The sequence below is a fragment of the Paenibacillus sp. USHLN196 genome, from assembly GCF_037144955.1.
In the GTDB taxonomy this organism is placed as follows: Bacteria; Bacillota; Bacilli; order Paenibacillales; family Paenibacillaceae; genus Paenibacillus; species Paenibacillus xylanexedens_C.
The window spans coordinates 481907-503476 of sequence record NZ_JBBCYH010000004.1 but is presented as its reverse complement, the minus strand read 5'-3'; the positions used below and the strand labels follow the sequence as shown (position 1 = coordinate 503476).

Genomic DNA, 21570 nt, shown 5'->3' with positions numbered 1-21570 from the left:
TCAATATCAGCATTACCAGACAGCCTCTATCGTCACATACTTTTCCTGTATTCGTTGGGTGTTACGCCCTGTGTCTTCAGGAATAGAGAAATAAAATAGGATGTACTCTCATAGCCCACGGTCTGCGCGATATCGTGAATCTTGAGCGAGCCATCTGCCAGCAGTTCCCTGGCTTTATCCAATCTGATGCGTGTCAGATAATCGTGAATTGTCATTCCTGTTTTTTCCTTAAATATGGATCTTAAATAGTTCGGTGACAAATAGACCTGATCAGACAGACTGTTGATGGTAATCGGCTGATTGTAATTCTGATCAATGAGGGTGCGGACCTTGTGAATCAGTTTTGCATTTTTGTCCATAAACCGCTCACCTAACATGCTCACCGCATCCTCCGCAGTACCGAGAATCAGATCCTCGATCTCATGTAGAGTCAGCGAATTATAGATGGAATGATACAACTCAGCCCGCTTCGGAACAGGTTTATGAAGCTGCTCCAGCAGCTCATTAACGAGATCTATCGACCAATCACAGATGATTTTCTTCTTGACTCGCAGTGATGCCAATCCCTCAATATACCCGTGCAGCTTCTGTGCCGCCCACTCAAAATCCAGTCGGTTAATGGCCTCAAACCATTCCTTTTGTTCAAAAGGGGGCATATGCTCCGTATACAATTGATTCGAAAGCGTCTCCGCATGAATAATCGTGCCTGTACCTTCATAGAAACGCTCGTTCAAAACGATACGTGTCTGTTCGTACAGACAGTGAATATTGGCTAACTCGGTCTCTTGTGCTCCTACCGCTGCCGTTACCGTAAAATCCAGAGCACTACGAATAGCCTCAGCCAAGTCCTCCCACGCATAATGTCCTGGCTGGTGCGCCGCTTCCATAAATACACCGGTCTCTCCTTCCTTGTAATCCACAAAGATCGCTTTCATGTTCTTCGCCTTGAAGAGATGGTCGAGAAAAGACACCAGCCGACCTGTACATTCCTCCAGACTTTGCTGCTCCTCTTCAGCCTCCTTGGGATCAATACTGAACAAGGCCATTGCATATCGGGTGGTCTCCGATTTTCGGGTTAGACGGCTGTAACTAAAAGCAAGATCAGTAGCACGTGCCTCGTTTTTTTCGTAAGATAACTCCTTCAGGATATTGGCTTTAGCCGCCTCCATGGAACGGTTCTTCATTGCAACTTCGTCACAACGCTGTTTAACTTTACTGATAACGCTTTCAATTTCTTTTAAATCCAAAGGTTTTAGCATATATCCCACGGCCCCTACGTTGATGGCCGATTTTACATATTGAAATTCATCGTGTCCGGTCAGAAACATCACCTGGATCGAGTCGTAGCTCTCATGTATCTTTCTCGCCAGATCAATACCGTTCATGATCGGCATCTGAACATCGGTAAGAACGATATCAGGCTGGGTGGCCTCAATCTTCTCCAAGGCCTCCCTGCCGTTACTCGCCGTTCCCATGATATAGATCCCCATCTCTTCCCACCGGATATAATCCCTCATCATCTCAAGTCCCAGTTCTTCATCGTCTACCAAAAAAATACTGTACATCAACGTCCCCTCCCTTTGTATCTTTCTGTCTCTATTATATGTTTTTCCCTCCGTGGGACCATGGTCCATATATATAAAAGTTATTTTCAAGTATAGATCGTTATTTTACCAACTCCAGGTCGCTATTGAAATAGTAACTTTCGCCTGCTTCGGCATGAAGGATCGTTCTATGTTTGCCCCAACAAATGGTGAACATCCCCGGCGAGAACGTGTGAATGTTCGTAGAAATTAACTGTCCGTTCTCCCAGACGATGTCAACCTCGGCATTCCCTTTTGCTCTCAGCCCGGTTATCGAGCCTGTGCTCCATGCCTGTGGCAACGCTGGGAGCAGGTGAATTTCGCCATCATAACTTTGCAGCAGCATCTCCGCTAAGACAGCTGTACCGCCGAAATTTCCATCAACGACAAAAATATTACTCTCTGCACCAGCAATTCCGGATTTGGAATAGGTGAACAGATTATCGAAGCACAGGCCGCCGATCAAATGTGAGAGGTGTTTATATGCCATCTCCCCATCGTGCAGTCTCGCAAAACCCAGTCCAAACAAAGCGGCTGTAAATTCAACATCCTCCAGCTCTTCCTGGACCATGCGGTTCTCCAGCGTTACTCGTGCTGCCGCACTGAGTTCCGGTGTACGGTCAGGTGTAATCTGATTGTCAGGATACAGCGCATACATATGAGACAAATGTCTATGCTCCGGATGCACCTCCTCATAATCCTCCAGCCACTCCTGTAACTGGCCTTTCTTGCCGATCTGTAGAGGCGGGAGCTTGCTAATTGCTTCTTCCAGTCTGAGTCCGAGTTCCTCGTCTTTATTCAAAAGTTCAACTGAATCAAGGCAAAATTCGAAGAGCCTGCGCACCAGCATCTGGTCCATTGTTGTTCCCATGGACAGCTGCTGTGCCCCCTCTCTCGAATTACCAGGATAGAAATGATTCTCCGGCGAATTGGAAGGACCCGTCACCAACCAACCGTTCCGAGGATGCTCACACATATAGTCCAGATAGAAGGCTGCAGATTCTTTAAGTACAGGATAGGCCACATTCTCAAGGAAAACACGATCCAGACTATACTCATAATGCTCAATCAAATGTGTAGCTAGCCACAATCCGCCTGTAACGTTCAACCCCCAAGACGTCTCCCACCCAGGCAACGTAAAGTCCCATACATTGGAGAAGACATGAGCGACCCATCCTTCGCATCCATACACATGACGAGCCGTTTTCCTGCCCGCCTGTGCCAGATTCTCAACATACCGAAATAACGGAAGATGACTCTTCCCCAGGTTCGTACTCTCTGTAGGGAAATAATTCATCTGAGTATTCACGTCAAGGTGATAATCACAGCTCCACCCCATTTGGCATGCTTCACCGTCGTTCCAGATTCCCTGGAGATGGAGTGGCAACGGAGAGTTCTCGCGAGATCCCGCAATGGTCAGATACCGTCCATATTGGAAAAACAAGGCGAACAGCTGCGGATCTTCATCCCCACCACTCTGTTCCAACAAACGAATACGCTGATCTGTAGTCAAGCTGGATTTCTCCTTGATTCCGAGCTGAATATCTACCTTGTCATATTGCTGGCTGTAATCGCGGATATGATCCTCCCTCAGGGAGGCATAACCTTTATTTAAAGCTTTCACCAGCGTATAATTGCTCTCTGTTTTCCAATCCGAATCTGTACGACGATGATCTGTGCTTACACTAAAATAAATCCATGCCTCATCCGCTCCAGTCACGGTTAATCGGTTTCCATCTTTCCTAGCGATGGTCCCCCCGGATACAACCAACTTCAACAGGCCCTTGGCCCATACGCCGCAAGTTCCATCACTATGTACATTCTCCGTTGCCTGTCCTTGGAATTCAAGCGTGTTGTCATCTAAGACTGCAACCTTGAATGATTCCGTTCCCCCTTCCAAACCTAGCGTAAAGGATACGTCACCAGGAGCTTCGCTCCAAATTCGAGAGGCCACTATATCATCGGCGTGAGAAGCGAAAACTTCACGTCGAATCGGGGTGTCGTCATCTTTCCAGAACGCCCCAGCCAGTGCATGAGTCAGATCCAGCTCACGTTGGAAGCTTCCAGCTTCATCAGAACCCGGATTCCTCTTCTCAAAATCAATAACAACTTCACATAATCCAAGATGGGTACCGAAATTACGCTTCTTTGGCTGCAGATGCTGTTTGGCAAGACGATCTCCCTCATCATAGTCGCCCGAGAAAAAATAGCTACGCATATCTTCCAGTGCAGCCTTGCCTCCCGCCGGAGGATACTCCGGGTCAATCTGTCCAGACCAGTAGGTAACCTCGCTCATAGTCCACACCTCACGATGCGAAGATGCCATAACCACTGCTCCGATTCTTCCATTGCCCAGCGGCAGGCCTTGAGACCAATCCGCTGCAGGAGTTGAATACCATAAAGTAAATTCGGTCATATCATGTCCTCCAGTCCAAAGTAATTATTTTAGAAATAGACTCTTTACCACAAATAGACAAACGCGCGATCTGCGAGATACAAAAGCGCGCGTTTAACTTTATTTTTATATTCTTATACCGATCACAGCTCTGGGTTGTCATTTCGCCCAGTCAGTTTCCCTTCACGGTCAATCTGAAGATTTTGGATTCCGCCGGTTCCAGTGAGACCGTAAGCTCTACAGACGTTTCGCCATGTGAGCCTTCCCAGAGATCCTGCAAGCTGTATATGGTGTTGGCGTTTAGCCGGGCCCGCTCCAGCGAGATTGATTTAACCACAGTTTGTTCAGCATTAAAATTGAAAACGGCGAGATAGAAACTCTTCTCTTGCGGCGATTCAAGGACAAACACGTCAGAAGACAGCTTCCCAAAATCACCTTCAACTGGTCGGAAAGTTCTGCCCATACGAGCAACGTTCAAAATATCCGTGTTACCAAGCCAAGCTCTTGCCCGTTCGGCAGCTTCCTCTTTGCGGAAGTCATCCCCGAGCAGGAGCACCGTTCCGGCAATAACTGAAGCGGTCAGGCGGCTGCGTCCTTCATGCCAGCCGGTAGCTTCCTGGTTGAAGCTCTTGTATAACACGGAATGATCCGGATCATTGTAACGATAAAGCGTATTGCTCATCCACCAGCCGTGTGTCAACGAGTTCAACAGATATTCCGTATCCGCAAGTGTACCGAAGACATCACAGGAAATACGGCGGCTGTGGGCAAATGCATAGGGGAATAATGGCGCGATGGACAAGTTAATGAAAAATGGCCGTCCAATTACTTCTGGCGAGAGCTTATGCTGCAAATAAGACATGCCATAATGATAAGCCGCGATCCCTGTTGAAATATCAGAATTGTGGTGCTGTCCTTCCAGGGCGCCATGTGCCAAGAAATCCAGTTTGATATATTCGAAACCTTCCGAGATGAATTTGTCCGTGAACCAGTCAATTCTTTGCAGGTTGCCAGGATGTGTCGGGTCTATCGCCAGACCACCGTCTACATCTGGCAAAATTTCGCCCTCACTGTCACGCAGCAGAATGTCTCCATAGGTGTATTTTCCACTCGTTCCTTCGACCGCCTGACCGAATTGATCAGGCCCTCCCCAGAAGGCAAATGGAGTCCAGTACGTCCCTGCTCTATGACCATTTTGCCGTACCCGGTCCAGCGCATTCTTCATTTCTTCCGGCGTAAAATTGTCCCAGAAAGCATCAAAGTTGATATATAACGTATCCTCATTCTCGAATCCAAGTAACTGTACTTCATTTTTCAGAAAATCGCTGGTCGCTGTATACAGATCATAGTCCAGATCACTCATGGCCGCAGACCAACTGTTCCATCCAATCGGGACACCGCCCTCCCAAGGTAATGGAGCCTCAATCCAGCTATTAGCCTGACCGTAGGCTTCAAGACCTTCGCGGTAGTCTTCATAGAACCCGACGAATACCAACGGGGATTCAACTCTCTTTCCCTTCACATAACCATGAGGCTGGGAATCGCGAGTCAGTTCACTCACGGCACCGCCGTACAGATCAAGACCTTCGATATGTCCGCTTTTTTCGCTTTGCATACGAATCCCTGTTTTCCATACCTGATGCGTAAGGGAACCCATCACAATTCCCCGGCGGCTGTCAGGCGCGAACAAGGCTGTCGCCTCGTAACTCTCCACATCAAGCGGCGGCTTAACCACCGTATATCTGACCCATTTATCGTTGTCAAACGGAATACGCAGAATGCTTGGTTCATCCTGATCGAATTCTCCGCCGATCGATATGGTTTTGGATTGGATGACAGCCATTCGGTTCGCCTTAAGCTCTTTATCACCGACTATAACGGTCTGCACCAGTACATACGGTGAGGATTCATATATATAGAAATGCTGCTCCAGCTGCGGCAGCAACGATGCTTTATGCAGAATGACCAAGCGGATGCCTTTTCCAAAACCTTCTCGAACAATATATTCCTGTGCCGTCAGCTCATGGTTCTGATAATGATCCGTGCTGTATTCCCGGCCCTGCCAGCGAAAAGCACTACGAATGCCCTTCACATGGGAAGATTGGTTGCCGATGCAGGACACTTCACCATTTTCAAGATTGATCTCCAGGCTAACGTGCCCATTTGTAACGCTTACAAGATTAACATTCTGTTGCTGCACGTGTACGGCTGTATCACTAGTTAGCACATCATATGCCTCCTTATTGTTGCATGCTGTGACCTGAGCGGAGCTGGTTATGTCTCATCCACCCAAGTCTGCCCTCATTATAAAGACCGAATAGAGCATTTTCCATGCAACGATCTTCCGATCCATAACGCGATTTAACTCAACTTGACCCTGTAGGTACGTCCTGGAGATATAGAGAAACTTATGATATGTGAATCGGTGTCCTACTCCCAGTTACCTGTGTTATAATCGTGGTCGAGCCCTGAGTTCCATAGTTGACCTCTGCGGTCTCAACGCCCGTCTTTATTATCTCTACCCCCTCTGAAATAAAGGTGCAAACCATCGCAAAACAAAAATTTATCCATTAATGGATAAATAAAATAAACAAAGAAAAAAGGTTCCTAGAGTGGCAATATACCATTCTAGGAACCTTCTTGTATTACATATGATGCGGTCGAGAGGACTCGAACCTCCACGGGGGGTTAGCCCACACGGACCTGAACCGTGCGCGTCTGCCAATTCCGCCACGACCGCATATTATATCTCCGTAGGCAATCTCGGCGACAAGAAATAATATATCATGCGGAATCTATCGTGTCAACAATGAAAATAATAACAATAAAGCCCGAACCAGAGGTCTATGTCTGAGTCGGGCTTTACTTATAGTTACCAGGAATTGACGCAATGAAACCTTCGACTCCTTACTATTTACAGCTTGGAAGGCCAGTTACCGTACCAAGCATAACCGCCTCTTCTTTCTTTATCAATATCACTTAGTTTGTATTTAACGACCCCGTCACGACCGATAAAGATGGGTTTATCCGTTCCCACTTCGTAGAAACGAGCCCAGATCGGTGCAGCTTTGGAATCAGCGATAATTTTGCTGTCTCCGTTTGCTCTTTCATACTTGTAACCGGTAATCTTCACTTTGTTAAACCATGCCTCAGCTCCGTTAATGGATGCCGTAATTTTAGCGTTAGCAGGTCTGGTTTTCAGGAATTTAACAATCGTTACACTCTCTCCAGCCGTCAGTGATGGTACTTCATAGATTCTTGCACTTGCCGGTTTAAGGGAACTGGAATCATGTTGTTGTCCCCATGCTGTCAGCTTACCGCCTGAAACGACCTGTGTATTCAGAATCGCATCTACACCTTTAGCAACAGAGTTCTTACTGCGATTGGCAAGGGCACTATCGATAAACGAGAAGTCACCTTTACGCGTTGCTACTTCATCCAGCATGTACATAACGTTAATCATGGCATCATCATTATAAGTGATGTGTTTGTGATATCCGGAGCTTTGGTACACTTGCGGCCATCCACCGTTCGAATACTGCATATTGATCAAAAAGTTGATTCCTTTAATTGCAGCCGCTGAGTAACGCGGATCATTCGTCTTTTTGAATTCTTTCGCCAATCTTCTAATTTCTGAGTATGTAGCCTTGTTGTCAATCGTGGACTTCGCCCATTCTCCACTGGTTTGTTTATAATCTTTTCTCCAACCTCCATCTGGCAGCTGGTTCTTCAAAACATCGGAAATACTTGCTGTTGTACCTGATGCATCGGCAGCAGATACCGTTACTACAGGGAGAACTGCCATTCCAACGGCTGAGAATACCATGGTACATGCTAGAACAAAAGTTACTATTTTTTTTGCTTTCAAAGATAACACTCTCCTATGTTTGTTTTAATAAATCTTCCACTTCTACCTTACTTAAGATACGAATCCCCAAACCTCCTTTATTTGAATTTATCGCACAATAAAATCAATTTTCATCCAATATGTGGATTGGATAAGACGATAATATGCAAAAAATAGATTTTTGTCAATATATGCAACTTAAAGAATATAATCTCTTAAATTCTACATAACGGAATAGTTCTTTTAACTCATGACAAACCTATTCATTTATCCAAAATCACCTTCAACGAATCAATAATGACGTTTTTGTCATGAATGATACCCAAACTTGATGCCCTCTTTCATATAAAAACCGTAATTCCGATAACATTGGGGTACTACGAAGGGTTTTAAATGGGTTTGACAATTACGCATTTATGCAATATAGTTTCAAATAGTTACAAAAACTTAATTATTCATTGCCGAGTTTCATGTTTGAAAACGGGGGAACCAATTTGGGTGAATTATTCTTATACATAGGAAATATAGGGAACCTTCTACCGAACCCTTAGCTAACTCCGTAGGCATCGAAGGGAGAACATTGATTTTGAAAAAACTGATTATCTCCATTTTTGGAGCAGCCGTACTATTTACATCCGGGGCAACAAGCACAGAGGCAAGCAGTATTAACTCCGTAGTGAACAACATGACAGGTATACCTTACAAGTGGGGTGGCACGACGCTGGCCGGCTTCGACTGTTCCGGGTTTATGAGATATCTTTTCAACAAATACAGCATTGAATTGCCACGTACTTCGCAGCAGCAAGCCAAAGCAGGTACTCCGGTATCCAAAAGTAACATTCGCACAGGTGATCTGGTATTCTTCAATACGATGGGCAAAGGCATTTCACATACAGGTGTATATATCGGCGGAGGCCAATTCGCTCATGCTTCCAGCAGTAAAGGGGTAAGCATCACCAAGTTGTCCAATCCATATTTCAATGATCGTTACGTAACAGCACGTCGGGTAACTGGACAGTTTATGTACGATAAGATGTTAGGGAAAATATAGGTATGATATAGAAAGAGGAGGCTCCGGATCACCCGGAACCTCCTCTTTTGTTTAGCTAGTCATGTATGGACCTATCCTTGTACTACCTTACCTGTATTTAATGTAAAGCCTTTTGTACTCTCATCGCACCCTGAGACAGAGCATGTCCGCCTCCAACAGCTCCAGCCACTGCAACGGTCTCCATAATCTCCTGATCTGTAGCACCTTTGGCACGAGCTTCTTCTACATGGTAGAAGGTACATACCTCATTGTTAGCGAATAGTCCAATCCCGAGCGCAATCAGCTGTTTTGTCTTCGCATCAATCACACCTGGCTGAAAACATTCTCCGGTAAACTCATGATACGACTTCACCACACCTGGCAGCACATCGCTTAATGCTCCAATCTGATCCTTGTAGGCATGAACTTTATCATTCATCAATGTCATTTGCAGCACACCCTCTCGGCTATAGTTACAGATCATCCTCACTGTACCTATCTTCTCACCCGAGTGAGTCATTTATGCCAAGAAATCATGGTAATTGCAAACAATTAAACGTTCATGTTCTAGCGTTACTCACTAAGTAAACTTTGGCGCGGCTCGCTGAACAACTGATATCGGTAATTACGATCCAGCTTAACGACACGTCGATTCTGACGACGGATAAGTACCTGCTCGCCATCCCAGGCAACTACAATTCCTGTGACATCGTTAGATTCCAGCTCGTCCCTCACTACTCTTACTTTCTCACCTGACAGACGCAGAGCGTCCAGTTCTGTATCACTGATCATGTTCATGGCTCCTATAATCCAAATTTATTTACAAAAAGAGACCTAAATGAAAAGTCATTTAGGTCTCACGTGACTGTATTGGACTGTCATGTCATTCGAAATTATGTCCCGACTGAAAGTTACCGCTGCGCGTGCTCTTTGCTGTCGTTCTTCTCGAACCAAAAATCAAGCACTTTGGCGGACATCACACGTTCTTCAAGGTACTCCACTTGATGCGGTGTAAATTGTTCTTTCCAAGAGAAGGACAACTCTTCGCACAAGCCTACAATCGTCAGTAATTCTGACCAGGCAACATAGCGTTTGTACCAGAAAAATTGAGGATGTTCAATCATATAGGGATAAAGGTCATCGAATTCCGTATGTTTACAATCCAGGGCACGTTCAAAATGAACTTTCGATTCCGCCAGCTTATCAATAAAAAATTGTTCTGTTGCCGGTTGGTTCCCCATGGTGTTGCCTCCTCTCCCTAACATAACCCCATTATAAATGAAATCCGCGGTCATGCAAAGGCATAGTTCAAAAAATAGGCCCTATTCCTTTAAAATGTCACATTTCGTTATCGTCAAATTGTACCGTTCCATCGTTCAGGGAACGAATGCGTACCAAGGCTTCCACCGGAATACCCTGTTCACGAATCGTACGCGCTCCCGCCTGAAAACATTTCTCGACCACAACGCCGAAACCGACGAGCTCCGCACCGGAACGTTCAATAATTTTGATCACTCCACGAGCGGCATCTCCATTGGCAATGATGTCATCAATGAACAAAATGCGGTCATTCTCATGAATGAACTCGCGAGAAACCATAATGTCCGTTACGATTCCCTTGGTAAAAGACGGTACGCGTTCACAGTAAGCATCAGGATCAGCCAGAAGCGTTTTTTTGCGACGGGCGAATACAAGTGGTACTCCAAGTTCATGGGCTGCGGCAAAAGCAACAGGAATCCCTGAGGATTCTACCGTGATTACCCGAGTCACTCCACTTTCACGAAACCGGGCAGCAAACTCCCGTCCCATCTCCATCGTTAGTGCAGGATCGATCTGGTGGTTCAACAGACCATCCAGCTTCAACACCTGATCCGAGATGACGACACCTTCTTGTAAAATTCGTTGTTTCAATACTTCCATGATTTGACCTCCCAAGCCTATCCTATGAGGTAAAAGTATCATATATCTATCTATAAGTTCAAGCGAAATTGCCTGGGTGCTGTCCTTAAGGTGCAATTCAAGCCAGAGCTTGCTTTCCATTGTCATGACTTTCGTGGGTCAAGCATACCTTGTACCATGGTACCCGCATGTCCAAACTATACAGGGGCCTGAGAGGGGAAACACATGAAACAGGCATTTCGGGTGCTGCAGATCGCATTTACATACATTGGAACGGTGGTCGGAGCCGGCTTCGCAACAGGGCAGGAAATCTTGCAGTTTTTTACCCAGTATGGCAAATGGGCCACCATCACCATAGGCTTATCCACCATGCTCTTTGTCTGGTTAGGTACCAAAATGATGCTCATAGCTCACGATACCGGTTCCCGCTCTTATGAGGATTTGAACAAACATTTATTTGGCCAAAAAGCGGGCAAATGGATCACATGGGTTACCCTTCTCATTCTCATTGGCGTGAACAGTGTCATGCTTGCCGGAGCAGGTTCCGTTTTTGTTGAACATCTGGGTTTGCATTATCAGACGGGTCTGATCGTCACACTTGTAGGTTCATATCTGCTTCTTGGTCGTGGCATTCAGGCCATCCTTCAGATGAATAGTATCGTCGTGCCCATGATGCTCCTGTTATCTCTGCTCATGATAACTAGCACCCTGCATCATCCTGGTGCATCCCGATTCATAACGCTGACGACAGACTCAAGCCCTTTTCAGGTGTGGTTGTCTCCACTGCTGTATACTTCGTTTAATCTGGTATTGGCCCAAGCCGTTCTCGTACCCTTGGGTAACCAGATTCACAGTCGGAGTGTTCTTAAATGGGGCGGTGTAGTCGGCGGAATTGGTGTAGGTTTCATGTTGATGGCAGCTCATTTCGCCATGTCAGCGCAGATGCCAGGCATCATCCAATTCGAAATCCCGATGGGCAGCATTGCGTTTCAACTCGGGTGGGCAGTGCAATCTGTATATGTATCCCTTATTTTTATGGAGATATTTAGTACATTTGTAGCAGACATCTATGGAATGACTCTGCAACTCAGACAACATATACGTGTGCATCCCCGTTTCATTACATTAACCATTATGCTGTTGTGTTACTCACTCAGTCAGTTTGGATTCAGTTCTCTGCTATCCATCCTTTACCCCATCTTCGGAAGTATGGCACTATTCTGGGCTGCCAAATTGGTACTTAATCGCTGGGGCGCTTTTCGTGGACGCAACAATACTTAAGACTTCAATTATGTATATCACGATGTTGATGAACATCAATTGATTCATGGCCATAACTCATCCCGCATACTATTTCCTTGAAGATGACAAAAAGCCGCTGTTTTGCACAGCGGCTTGCACTTTTTGCTCTTTTTTTCCTAGGCTTGACTGGGAAACTGCAAGTACATCTTTTTCAACTCATTCACCGACCTGCCGAGAGAGTAATGCGTTTTGGCTTTTTCACACGCTGAACGTGCAAGCTCATAACGGTAAGCCGGGTCCAGCATCACTTTTTCAAGTGCTTCAGCCAGCGCAGAAGGATCTTCTGCAGGTACGAGCAACCCATTGCTGCCATTCTCGATCTGTTCGGGTATACCACCTACATCCGTGCCGACAAGTGCCAGGCAACTCAGAGCCGCTTCTGCAAAGACAGAGCCAAATGCTTCTGCCCGTGAAGGCAATACAAAAATATCGAAGAATGGCATGAATTCCTCAGGGTGAAGTGTATACCCATAGAAAATGGTTTCATTATAAATGCCCAACCGCTGCGCCAGTTCTTCCAGGTCAGGACGAATCGGTCCGTCTCCAATAATGTGTAACACATAATCATGACCTCGACCCTTCAGTTCTGCACAAGCCTTGAAAAGAATATCCAACCCTTTTGCGGGAACAAGCCGACATACCGTGACCAGTTGCGGTATGGCATTATCATGGGGAATTGGCTTAAACCGCTTCTCATCGAATCCATTGGGGATCACTCCAATAACATCAGGGTTCTTCACGTAAGGGCCCAAATAACGACGGAACGAATCCGAGACCGTCAAGAGGCGCTCCGCCTGATGCTCCAGCTCACCATATATCGCAAGCAGGAATCGATGCTCAGGCCCATCTGTTTCAATGCGTCCATTCAGAATTAATTCTCGTTCATAACTGGAGTGAATCGTCTGAATGAGGGGTGTTTCCGGGAAAACCGTTTTCATTGCAAGTCCCGCAATCGGGTGGTGAGCATGAATTAGATCATAGGGCTTCTGAATACGCAGTTTGGTCCACCATAGGTAATCACGATAAGTTTGAATATATTTTTGGACAACAGGACTGTCCTGATATTCGGTCCAATCAAATGTTTCGAACTGAACTTCCTCTCTGCCCTTGTTGCGAATACGCTTCGGCAACGAGAACAGATCCATTTCCCACCTCGGGGTTGTAAACCTCTCTTGCATATACGGAATCATAGAGGATACACCTCCGGGCTGCTCCGGAGGAAAGAAAAGCGCCTGCAGCAATTTCACCGTTAGTTTCCCCCTTTCTAGCTTACGTTCTTTCAATGCATATACCATTCATGATATATCAGAACATATGTTCAGTAAAGATACAAAATGAGAATCCCTCTCAATTGTTCACCCTTGAATGAATGAACATCTTTTTCTTGTCTGCGTAATGCTCTACTGTCCATTATGACATAGACTGATTAAACTGATCCAGCTGTTTGTTCAACAAGTCGTATATACAACATATTCACCTACTTCACCCCTCAGAAGTAAAAGACACGATCCTTCACTCTCCAATGGTTGTCCGCAACGTGTTTTTAGATAGCCCAAATTTTCAGCTGAGCAGCTCCACGGGCTTCTCATATGTACTGTAACCATCTGTCTCTCCCAAAAAGGTATACCCATTCCGCGCATAAAAAGTATTCAGCGTCACGTTGCTCGCACCGCAGTCCAACCGAACCGTATGTTTGCCTTCAAACTGAATGCCATTGCTGGACCATTGCAAAATAGACCGCCCCAGACCGCTCTGAGCATATTTTCTTCGAATCGCCAAACGATGCAGATAGATTGCGCCATCCTCGGCGTGAGCTTTGGTACCCCAGAGATGAATATCCCATGGGCTTGGCTGAACCATAAGGATAACCATTCCCGCTACGTCCGCACCTTTTTTGAAAACAAAAACATCCCCACGCCGAATTGCCCCTGCCGTATCATGTGAATCTTCACCTTTAAGCAATGCGTTCCATTGAGAAGAACCTTGGCTTTGTAACCATTCGGCTGTTTCCACCAGCAGCGACATCACATCCTCCGTATCTTCCGGCTTCGCCTGAACCGCTTGAAAACCATCATTAATATATTCGCTAATTATTCTGAATGAGTGCATCATGGGTATCCTCCGCCTCCTGATCTCTTTTAAACTAATGGTACTATACCGGGAAATGGATTTTTCGTCAAAATGAGAACAAAAAAAGGTAAAAGGCAACTGCCTTTTACCCGTCTATTCTGGCCTCATCAATAATCTGGTTTCGATATAACATCGTCAGGTGCAAGGTGTCGAACTCCATTTCCTTGTCCAACTCCTGCATGAGCACCTCGACCAGGCTCTTTCGCTGCATGCTGGTTCCAGGAACCTCGTAATCAATGTATCCCGTCAGATCGGAATGAGAAGTGTCTATGGTTGCTGTACCCACAGGCAATCCACCTCGCTCCTGAAGAAAAAGCTCATATACCCTGAACTCCCGATCCTTACGCTTCAGCATGACATAACAAGTTTCTTCGGGAGCTTCCAACTCATCCAAATCCGATTCATGACTATCTTCAAACTCCTCGGAAAAATCGCGATGTATCCACTCTAACGCCTCAAGTTCATTGCCCTGATGCCACATGCGGATTGTAATCGTATCAATGTTGTCCTCATCCAGTTCCCTGACCAGCAACTCTGCCGCGGCTTCCAATTGATTCTCATCAGGCTCATCGTACCAGTGTATTTCACCTTGTGCATCAGCACCATATTGTTTTAAGGAAGCTTCCGCAAGTTCCTGTCCATCAACATCATTAAATAGATATGTTGAGATGCTGCGTCCTGCGCTGATCATTTCCATCTCCAGGACATGATCCCGATCTTCATATGTAAACGATTCGGCTTGTGAACCAGGAATGACCTTCGTTTCAATACTGGATATATCGTCATCGCTCTCTTCATCATAGATCATATCCTCGGATGACCATAACGACTCTGACTCAGGCATGTGCAAAACCGAATGTAATGAGCCACAACTGACCAGCACTTCATAATATGCAGCCTCCAACGCGTCCGCAAGAGATCGGACATAGGCATGTACTTTTTCCACGATATATTCTTCAGTATCATCTGGAAGTAACCCTTCATCGATCTGAAGACTACCGGATAAGCGATCCCCTTCTCTGTATACCACAAAAAGTGATCCTGCATATTGTCCATTGACCATTACATCCTGTACTTCACCACCTGATGTACGCAGGTCAGCAACCAATTCCACCTCATGTTTCATAACCTGTCCTCCATTCCTAACGTTATTATCATAGGATGCCCCTGAAGACGGTAGATTATGAGGCAGACATTCATTTCAGAACGAATATTAGAACTAGACAGAACGGTTAGACGGATAACACATATTTTTGGATTGCGTGTGCCACACCCTGTTCGTTATTGGAGAGTGTCACCTCATCTGCAGCAGCTTTCACCTCATCCGGTGAGTTATCCATGGCAACGCCTTTGCCTGCAAAGGTCAGCATCGTAATATCATTGAAATAGTTACCGATCGCCATGATCTCCGAAGGCAAGATTCCCTTCGATTCGGCAAGCCTTTTGAGCGCAGCGCCTTTGGATGCTTCGGGATGCATCAAATCTATAAAAAAGTCACCACTCCGTGTCATATAATAAGGCAGATTCCAGGTAGACCACTCCTGCAGTACAGCATCCATCTGTTCAATAGGACCAAATGCAGTGAATTTGGCCAGCGGCTCTGTCATGTCAACCCACTTGGGCAGCTTCATCGGTTCTGCCATGAAGTTGTAGTACATCTCACGCACTTGTAGCCCCAAACCTTCCGGTTGATCGACATACAGCCCAAAAGCCGTATTGATGTCGAAATGCACTCCATTGGTCCGGCAGTAGGTAATGATGCGCTCCAGCCCCTGTCCATCTAATGCAAAATGATGAACCACTTCACGTGTATCTACCCGTGCTGTTACTGCACCATTATGTGTAATTACATATCCATCCAGTCCCATCTGTTCCATAAAAGGAATCGTGTTGGCCGGACCTCTACCCGAACACAGAACGATCTCCGCTCCCTGACGGGAAGCTTGGATCAAGGTCTCCTGAGTCCATTCAGTAAGTTCATGATGATCATTGAGCAGTGTTCCATCTACATCAAGTGCAATTAATTTAATGGTCATTTTGGTTTCATCCTCATCTGTTAGTAGTCGCACCCACCCAAACCCTCCCTTCCGAGGGAGGGCCCCAGAGGGCTCTGCCCTCTGGACTCCCGTCTTGCTCACCGGCGGGAGGTCGGGTCTTGCTATGTCACGGTTGGCGTAGGAACGCTTGTTGCCGGGCACACCGCTGGTCAGCGGCGGTCCCGCCCAAGCTTAACCGGGACCATTACGGGCAGGGCTCCGCTTTCTGCCCGGCTCCCTGCTCCGCTTCGCGAAGGGCGGGAGCTTTCTCGCCTTCGGCGGTTAGTTTCGGAGCTTCGCTTCCCTCCACGACTCCCTGCTTCACTTCGCGAAGGGCGGGAGCTTTCTCGCCTGCGGCGGTTAGTTTCGGGGCTTCGCTTCCCTTCACGACTCCCTGCTTCACTTCACGAAGAGCGGGAGCTTTCTCGCCTTCGGCGGTTAGTTTCGGGGCTTCGCTCCCCTCCACGACTCCCTGCTCCGCTTCGCGAAGGTCGGGAGCTTTCTCGCCTTCGGCGGTTAGTTTCGGGGCTTCGCTTCCCTCACGACTCCCTGCTTCACTTCGTGAAGGGCGGGAGCTTTACTTCCGCAGAAGGTTCAACTCGTCTGCGGTTAGTTCACGATAGCTTCCGATAGCAAGATCGGAAGCCAGTTTCAGGTTACCCATGGCTACGCGTTTCAGATAGATCACTCGCTTGCCTACCGCCTGGAACATACGTTTCACCTGATGAAATTTCCCTTCGTGGATAACAAGCGAGATCAACGATATCGTGCCTTCTTCCGTCTCTTCCTGACCAAGTATTGTCAGCTCGGCAGGCAATGTCTCGTATCCATCATCCAGTTGAATCCCGGCTTTGAAACGTTGCACATCCTCTTCATCCACGTTCCCCAGTACACGGGCTTCATAGGTTTTGGGCACATGCTTGCGTGGAGATAACAGATCATGGGCAAGTGGACCGTCATTCGTGAGAATGAGCAGTCCTTCCGTATCCTTATCCAATCGTCCGACAGGAAACGGATTGAAGACCCGATCCTCTTTCCGGAGCAAGTCCAACACCGTCTTATCTCTGTTATCCTCGGTAGCAGACACGACACCTGGAGGTTTATGCAGCATCAGATAGATCATCTCCCGATACACAATTCGCTCCCCATCAGCCTCGATGACGTTGACCTCCGGATTCACCTGTACACCGCTGTCCTTCACCGCTTTGCCATCTACACGGATTCTGCCTTGCTTCACCATCTTTTTGAGTTCACTCCGTGTTCCCACACCCATATGACTCAATATCTTATCCAGACGCAGCGTTTGTTTGCCTTTTCCACTCATACCGATGTCCACCTCCAGCCTGCCGGATATTCATTCTTCAGTACACCATCCAGCCATTTTCCCCAGCCAGCAGCATAACCATCTACACATACAAGAACGTACCCTTTGGCAACCGTATCCGCCTTGAGCACCACTCGTTCTTCTTCAATATTTAACGTTTCACCCTTGAGGTACCTCACGGCTTCGCCGTCAGCAGATGACAGACTCACACTTCGCCGTGCCTCAGATGCATTCAGAGCACACGCAAGCGGGTGCGACGGAACAAATCGACCATTCTTGATCGTGCCCATGAACCAGCCTGGACGAATGACTTTGAGTCCTTCCAAACGGGCTGCCCCAACTGACGATTGATACACACGATCTCCGTAACATACCGTTTCTCCGACGAGCTCAACCTCCAGTTGTTCTTTCATAAACTGAGTGTAGATCTCGATCGGGTCAACACTCGCCTGATCCGCTCCGCGTCCCTTACCCCGTTCCGACTTGCGACCACTGTGATCTTTACCTTTCTTGCCCTGTTTACCCGGATTCTTGCCGCCACCGGTCTGTCTGTCATGGGACTCTCTCGATTCGATTCGCATCAAACGCTCTTTTTTACGATCAGCCTTGGTCATAGCAATTGAAGAAGCAGCAATAGAGTGATCCTTCTTCCCCTCTACTTCAATCCTGGACACATCCACGACCTGTCCATACTCCATTGCTCCTTCTTTAACTACTCCTGGTTGATCTGTTGGTAATCCTTGCCCTACACGATGCTGCAACACAGCGACATAATGCCCCTCTCCTTCCAAAAGGTGAGGCCACAATCTTGCGGTACCACGCGTATGATCCAGTACAGCTTCCGTCTCTTCTGCCTTCTCAGGCATCATCTGACGCACCCATTCCGGACGTCCTGGAGCGAATCCTGCCTCTTCTAGAATGTCCATGACAACGAAATCACGGTTTACATTCAGGAACTCCGCAATCATCGCTTCATTTTCCTCCGGCGCAAAGGTACATGTCGAATATACGATTGTTCCTCCCGGGGCCAGCAATCGTGCCGCAGTCTCAAGAATATCACGCTGCATTAGCACACATTTATCCACCGAATGATGTTCCCACGATTTCACCATGTCTTCATCCTTGCGGAACATACCTTCACCTGAGCAAGGCGCATCAATTAATACTTTGTCAAAATAATGAGAAAATGCATTCGCGATCCGCTCGGGCGACTCATTCAACACAACGGCGTTCCTTACCCCGTACAATTCCACGTTCTTGGCCAGCGCTTTCGTACGTTCGACATGGATATCATTCGTGACAAGCACGCCCTTGCCTTGCAGCTTTGCTGCAATCTGTGTCGTCTTGCCTCCCGGAGCTGCACACAGATCAAGCACGCGATCTCCAGGTTGCACTTGCAATAGTTCAACCGGAGCCATAGCACTTGGTTCCTGTATATAATACAGACCTGCATGATAATAAGGGTGCAGACCCGGTTTAACACCATGTGGTACATAGAATCCTGTCTCACACCACGGAATTGATCTTAGATCAAATGGAGCAATCTCATCGAATTGTTCCAACGATATTTTCAACGTATTCACTCTCAGCCCCGCATGGGGAGACTGCTCATAAGATTTCATAAATTGTTCAAACTCATCGCCAAGCAAACTTTTCATTCGCTCTGCAAATATCAAAGGTAGCTTTACACCCATATTCCCACTCATCCTGTCTTGGTAAGATTGCATTATCGTTTTATTTTATCATATCCAGACTGTGCTTTCCTATCATATCGTATCTATTCCACTACAGCGTGTAATGTAGTATAATGGCAAGTAGATTGATTCCTGAGCAAAAATTCGGGTGTTTATGCATATTATCCCAACCTCTATTTTTGCCAAAACTATATTTCGATATGATCGATGGGGGATGTCCAATGAAATCCAAGAAGAAAAAGAAAAGTGCTGCCATCCTGATTTTCCTGGGTATTTTAGTCATTATGATTGCAGCACTGGTTGTCGTAGACCAGCAATCCAAGAAACAGATGGATACGGTTGAGAATGCTTATGGCATCGCTGCTTCCAAGCTTAATCCAGCTACACGGGAATTGCTTAGTGATCCTAACTATCAACAAATTATTGTGCCAGCTGATCTCAAAGCCAAAATCGATAACAAAGATAGCTTCTTTGTTTACTTCTTCGCTTCCGACTGTTCACACTGCCGTGCCACTACACCTCAGTTGATGCCGCTGGTTGACAGCGAAGGCATCGAGCTTCCGCAGTTCAACCTGCGCGAATTCGAAGCTGGATGGACTGATTACAACATCGAGTTCACGCCTACTCTGGTTTACTATGAGGCTGGTGTCGAGAAAGACCGTATGGTTGGCGGACTGCAAGAGAATGGCAGTGACCAAGGCTATACGCTGGACGATTACAAACAATTTTTCCAAAAATATAAAGGCAGTGCCACTCCTTCGGCAAGCTAACGGATAGTTCAATATCGACACTAACCGCAGTAAGATACTTGTGTCACCCGGTATTACTCCGATAACGGACAGGCATACCATCTGCAATGATCTGAATATGACGCAACATTCAAAAAACACCCCGATCTTTCCTTCACAGGAATTGTCGGGGTGTTTCATATACATGGAACTTCATGTCCATGGAATGCTCATTTTGACGCTAACGTGATTATGTTCAACTTTTACCCTGATCCATCGCCTTCATCTTCTCTTCGTAAATTCGTCCTCTAGTGGGACTCCGGCGCTGTGGAATATTAGGCTTCAGCTCAAGCGATCTCCTAAGTATCTCCTCTTCCAGTACCTCATCAACAATCCGTATGGACAAATCCCTGTAAGTCACAGATCGAGCGTTGGATTCAGACAGTTCCTTCACGAGTTCCTTTACTTCCTGTACCAAGACCCCGAGATTAATGCCCAGCGTTGTATCAGGATAAGGTTCCAGAAGGTCAACTGAACTCTGTAACATCATGCTGCCCCCGCGGAGATTGCCATTCCGGAAGTGGTACAAACCAACAGCAATCTGCAACAATCCCTTATAAAGAGAATCCCGGTCCCGTTCGAGCCATAATTCTTCCAGCACCTCATGGCACTCGAAATAATCCTGATCCCGATTGAAGTAGATTAAGTAGTCAATGTACAGTGACTCATAGATGCTCATCCGGATTTTCGCCCTTTCTGGCGTTGTTCAGAAGTTCTTTCACGTCATCGAGCAAGTCTTTGAGTCCTTCCATGTCGTGTTGTTCCCAGCAATCGTTAAAGCGCTTCTGTGCCTCAATTGCTTCACTGACAAGGTGGTAGAAGTATAATTGATGAATAATATTCAATGTTCTTGACACGATATTGGAATCATCCTCAAAGGCCTTCTGTGCCTCCAGGATCTGCAAACGAATCGCTGACATCTCGTTATCCAGTACAAAAGCGGCCTCAGCCGTCTTTTTCAGCCTGGCACGCATATCATCCGGTAAGCTCTCCCGAAACTTGTAACTCAGAGAATGTTCAATGGTAGCCCAGAAATTCATGGCAAGTGTCCGGATCTGAATCTCGGCCAATACTTTCTTTTGTCCCAGAGCCGTCTGAACGGGATACTCAATAATCATATGGAAGCTGCGATAGCCGCTCTCTTTGAAATTCGTAATATAATCTTTCTCAATTAATACCGTGAGATCCTTGCGGCCCCGAATGTACTCGGCAACCCGACGGATATCATCTACGAACTGGCACATGATGCGGATACCTGCAATATCCTCAATGCCTGTTTCCACGTCATCAAGCGACACATTCAGTCGTCTGGATTTCTCCAGAATACTGGATATTTTTTTGACACGACCGGTAACGAATTCAATCGGAGCATACTCTTCCCGTTTCTTCAGTTCCGCCCGCATTGTCTTAAACTTGACTTTCAATTCCTCTACCGCTTGTTCATAAGGAAGTAAAAATGTACCCCAGTCTCTACCGTCCATGCTTATGCCTCCTGTCTCTATAGCGTCCCCTGTTCTATTCCATTATACATGATGTTTGGTG

General features: G+C 46.6%; 19 protein-coding genes, 1 tRNA gene and 1 riboswitch. Of the genes, 3 read left to right on the top strand and 17 right to left on the bottom strand.

What is annotated here, in order from left to right; all coding sequences use genetic code 11:
• Positions 1-32: 32 nt before the first annotated feature.
• From WFI24_RS12255 to pelA, 5 genes are all read right to left on the bottom strand, one after another.
• The gene (locus tag WFI24_RS12255) at positions 33-1565 is read right to left on the bottom strand and encodes a response regulator (protein WP_336761053.1); all 1533 of its coding nucleotides are present in this window, start codon (positions 1563-1565) and stop codon (positions 33-35) included.
• A 100-nt stretch (positions 1566-1665) separates the two neighbouring features.
• On the bottom strand, positions 1666-3999 hold the full coding sequence (locus WFI24_RS12250) for a glycoside hydrolase family 95 protein (RefSeq protein WP_336761051.1): 2334 nt from the start codon (positions 3997-3999) through the stop codon (positions 1666-1668).
• 151 nt (positions 4000-4150) lie between these two features.
• A complete protein-coding gene (locus WFI24_RS12245; RefSeq protein ID WP_336761049.1) occupies positions 4151-6205 on the bottom strand; it encodes an alpha-galactosidase in 2055 nt (684 codons plus the stop codon).
• Positions 6206-6633: 428 nt separating this feature from the next.
• A tRNA-Leu gene (locus WFI24_RS12240) sits at positions 6634-6718 on the bottom strand.
• A 174-nt stretch (positions 6719-6892) separates the two neighbouring features.
• Positions 6893-7855: a pectate lyase gene (gene pelA, locus WFI24_RS12235; RefSeq protein WP_336761048.1), complete on the bottom strand. Its 963-nt coding sequence runs from the start codon at positions 7853-7855 to the stop codon at positions 6893-6895.
• Between the two features lie 419 nt (positions 7856-8274).
• Positions 8275-8406: riboswitch (cyclic di-AMP (ydaO/yuaA leader) on the top strand.
• Between the two features lie 5 nt (positions 8407-8411).
• Here pelA and WFI24_RS12230 point away from each other — a divergent pair.
• Complete coding sequence (locus WFI24_RS12230) at positions 8412-8876, top strand: C40 family peptidase (protein ID WP_336761046.1); 465 nt, start codon at positions 8412-8414, stop codon at positions 8874-8876.
• 97 nt (positions 8877-8973) lie between these two features.
• Here the strand turns inward: WFI24_RS12230 and WFI24_RS12225 are convergent, their stop codons facing one another.
• The 4 genes from WFI24_RS12225 to WFI24_RS12210 all read right to left on the bottom strand — a co-directional run bounded on the left by WFI24_RS12225 (position 8974) and on the right by WFI24_RS12210 (position 10775).
• Complete coding sequence (locus WFI24_RS12225) at positions 8974-9303, bottom strand: carboxymuconolactone decarboxylase family protein (protein ID WP_017689352.1); 330 nt, start codon at positions 9301-9303, stop codon at positions 8974-8976.
• 125 nt (positions 9304-9428) lie between these two features.
• Positions 9429-9647: a hypothetical protein gene (locus WFI24_RS12220; protein ID WP_145319255.1), complete on the bottom strand. Its 219-nt coding sequence runs from the start codon at positions 9645-9647 to the stop codon at positions 9429-9431.
• Positions 9648-9766: 119 nt separating this feature from the next.
• Complete coding sequence (locus WFI24_RS12215; RefSeq protein ID WP_024629266.1) at positions 9767-10096, bottom strand: hypothetical protein; 330 nt, start codon at positions 10094-10096, stop codon at positions 9767-9769.
• Between the two features lie 97 nt (positions 10097-10193).
• The gene (locus WFI24_RS12210; RefSeq protein WP_145319258.1) at positions 10194-10775 is read right to left on the bottom strand and encodes a xanthine phosphoribosyltransferase; all 582 of its coding nucleotides are present in this window, start codon (positions 10773-10775) and stop codon (positions 10194-10196) included.
• 204 nt (positions 10776-10979) lie between these two features.
• Between WFI24_RS12210 and WFI24_RS12205 the strand changes: the two genes are divergently transcribed.
• Positions 10980-12035 carry a YkvI family membrane protein gene (locus tag WFI24_RS12205; protein ID WP_145319261.1) on the top strand — a complete coding sequence of 352 codons (1056 nt, stop codon included), beginning with the start codon at positions 10980-10982 and terminating at the stop codon, positions 12033-12035.
• A 137-nt stretch (positions 12036-12172) separates the two neighbouring features.
• On the opposite strand, the gene WFI24_RS12200 is transcribed toward WFI24_RS12205, so the two are convergent.
• The 6 genes from WFI24_RS12200 to WFI24_RS12175 all read right to left on the bottom strand — a co-directional run bounded on the left by WFI24_RS12200 (position 12173) and on the right by WFI24_RS12175 (position 19240).
• Positions 12173-13303: a glycosyltransferase family 4 protein gene (locus WFI24_RS12200; RefSeq protein WP_145319264.1), complete on the bottom strand. Its 1131-nt coding sequence runs from the start codon at positions 13301-13303 to the stop codon at positions 12173-12175.
• 313 nt (positions 13304-13616) lie between these two features.
• On the bottom strand, positions 13617-14165 hold the full coding sequence (locus tag WFI24_RS12195; RefSeq protein ID WP_336761263.1) for a GNAT family N-acetyltransferase: 549 nt from the start codon (positions 14163-14165) through the stop codon (positions 13617-13619).
• Positions 14166-14271: 106 nt separating this feature from the next.
• Positions 14272-15312, bottom strand: a complete 1041-nt coding sequence (locus WFI24_RS12190) for a hypothetical protein (protein WP_145319267.1) — start codon at positions 15310-15312, stop codon at positions 14272-14274.
• A gap of 106 nt (positions 15313-15418) precedes the next feature.
• On the bottom strand, positions 15419-16222 hold the full coding sequence (locus WFI24_RS12185; RefSeq protein ID WP_336761261.1) for a Cof-type HAD-IIB family hydrolase: 804 nt from the start codon (positions 16220-16222) through the stop codon (positions 15419-15421).
• A 577-nt stretch (positions 16223-16799) separates the two neighbouring features.
• Entirely contained in the window at positions 16800-17546 is a 747-nt protein-coding gene (locus tag WFI24_RS12180) for a pseudouridine synthase (RefSeq protein ID WP_336761034.1), read from the bottom strand.
• Entirely contained in the window at positions 17543-19240 is a 1698-nt protein-coding gene (locus WFI24_RS12175) for an RsmB/NOP family class I SAM-dependent RNA methyltransferase (protein ID WP_336761031.1), read from the bottom strand. Before WFI24_RS12175 ends, WFI24_RS12180 begins: the two co-directional genes overlap by 4 nt.
• Positions 19241-19461: 221 nt before the next feature.
• Between WFI24_RS12175 and WFI24_RS12170 the strand changes: the two genes are divergently transcribed.
• A complete protein-coding gene (locus WFI24_RS12170) occupies positions 19462-20010 on the top strand; it encodes a thioredoxin family protein (RefSeq protein WP_145319274.1) in 549 nt (182 codons plus the stop codon).
• A gap of 214 nt (positions 20011-20224) precedes the next feature.
• Here the strand turns inward: WFI24_RS12170 and WFI24_RS12165 are convergent, their stop codons facing one another.
• Together WFI24_RS12165 and WFI24_RS12160 are read right to left on the bottom strand one after the other, a co-directional pair.
• Positions 20225-20707, bottom strand: a complete 483-nt coding sequence (locus WFI24_RS12165) for a DUF309 domain-containing protein (protein ID WP_336761027.1) — start codon at positions 20705-20707, stop codon at positions 20225-20227.
• Positions 20694-21509 carry a GTP pyrophosphokinase gene (locus tag WFI24_RS12160; protein ID WP_336761025.1) on the bottom strand — a complete coding sequence of 272 codons (816 nt, stop codon included), beginning with the start codon at positions 21507-21509 and terminating at the stop codon, positions 20694-20696. The genes WFI24_RS12165 and WFI24_RS12160 overlap by 14 nt, the downstream gene beginning before the upstream one ends.
• Positions 21510-21570: the final 61 nt, after the last annotated feature.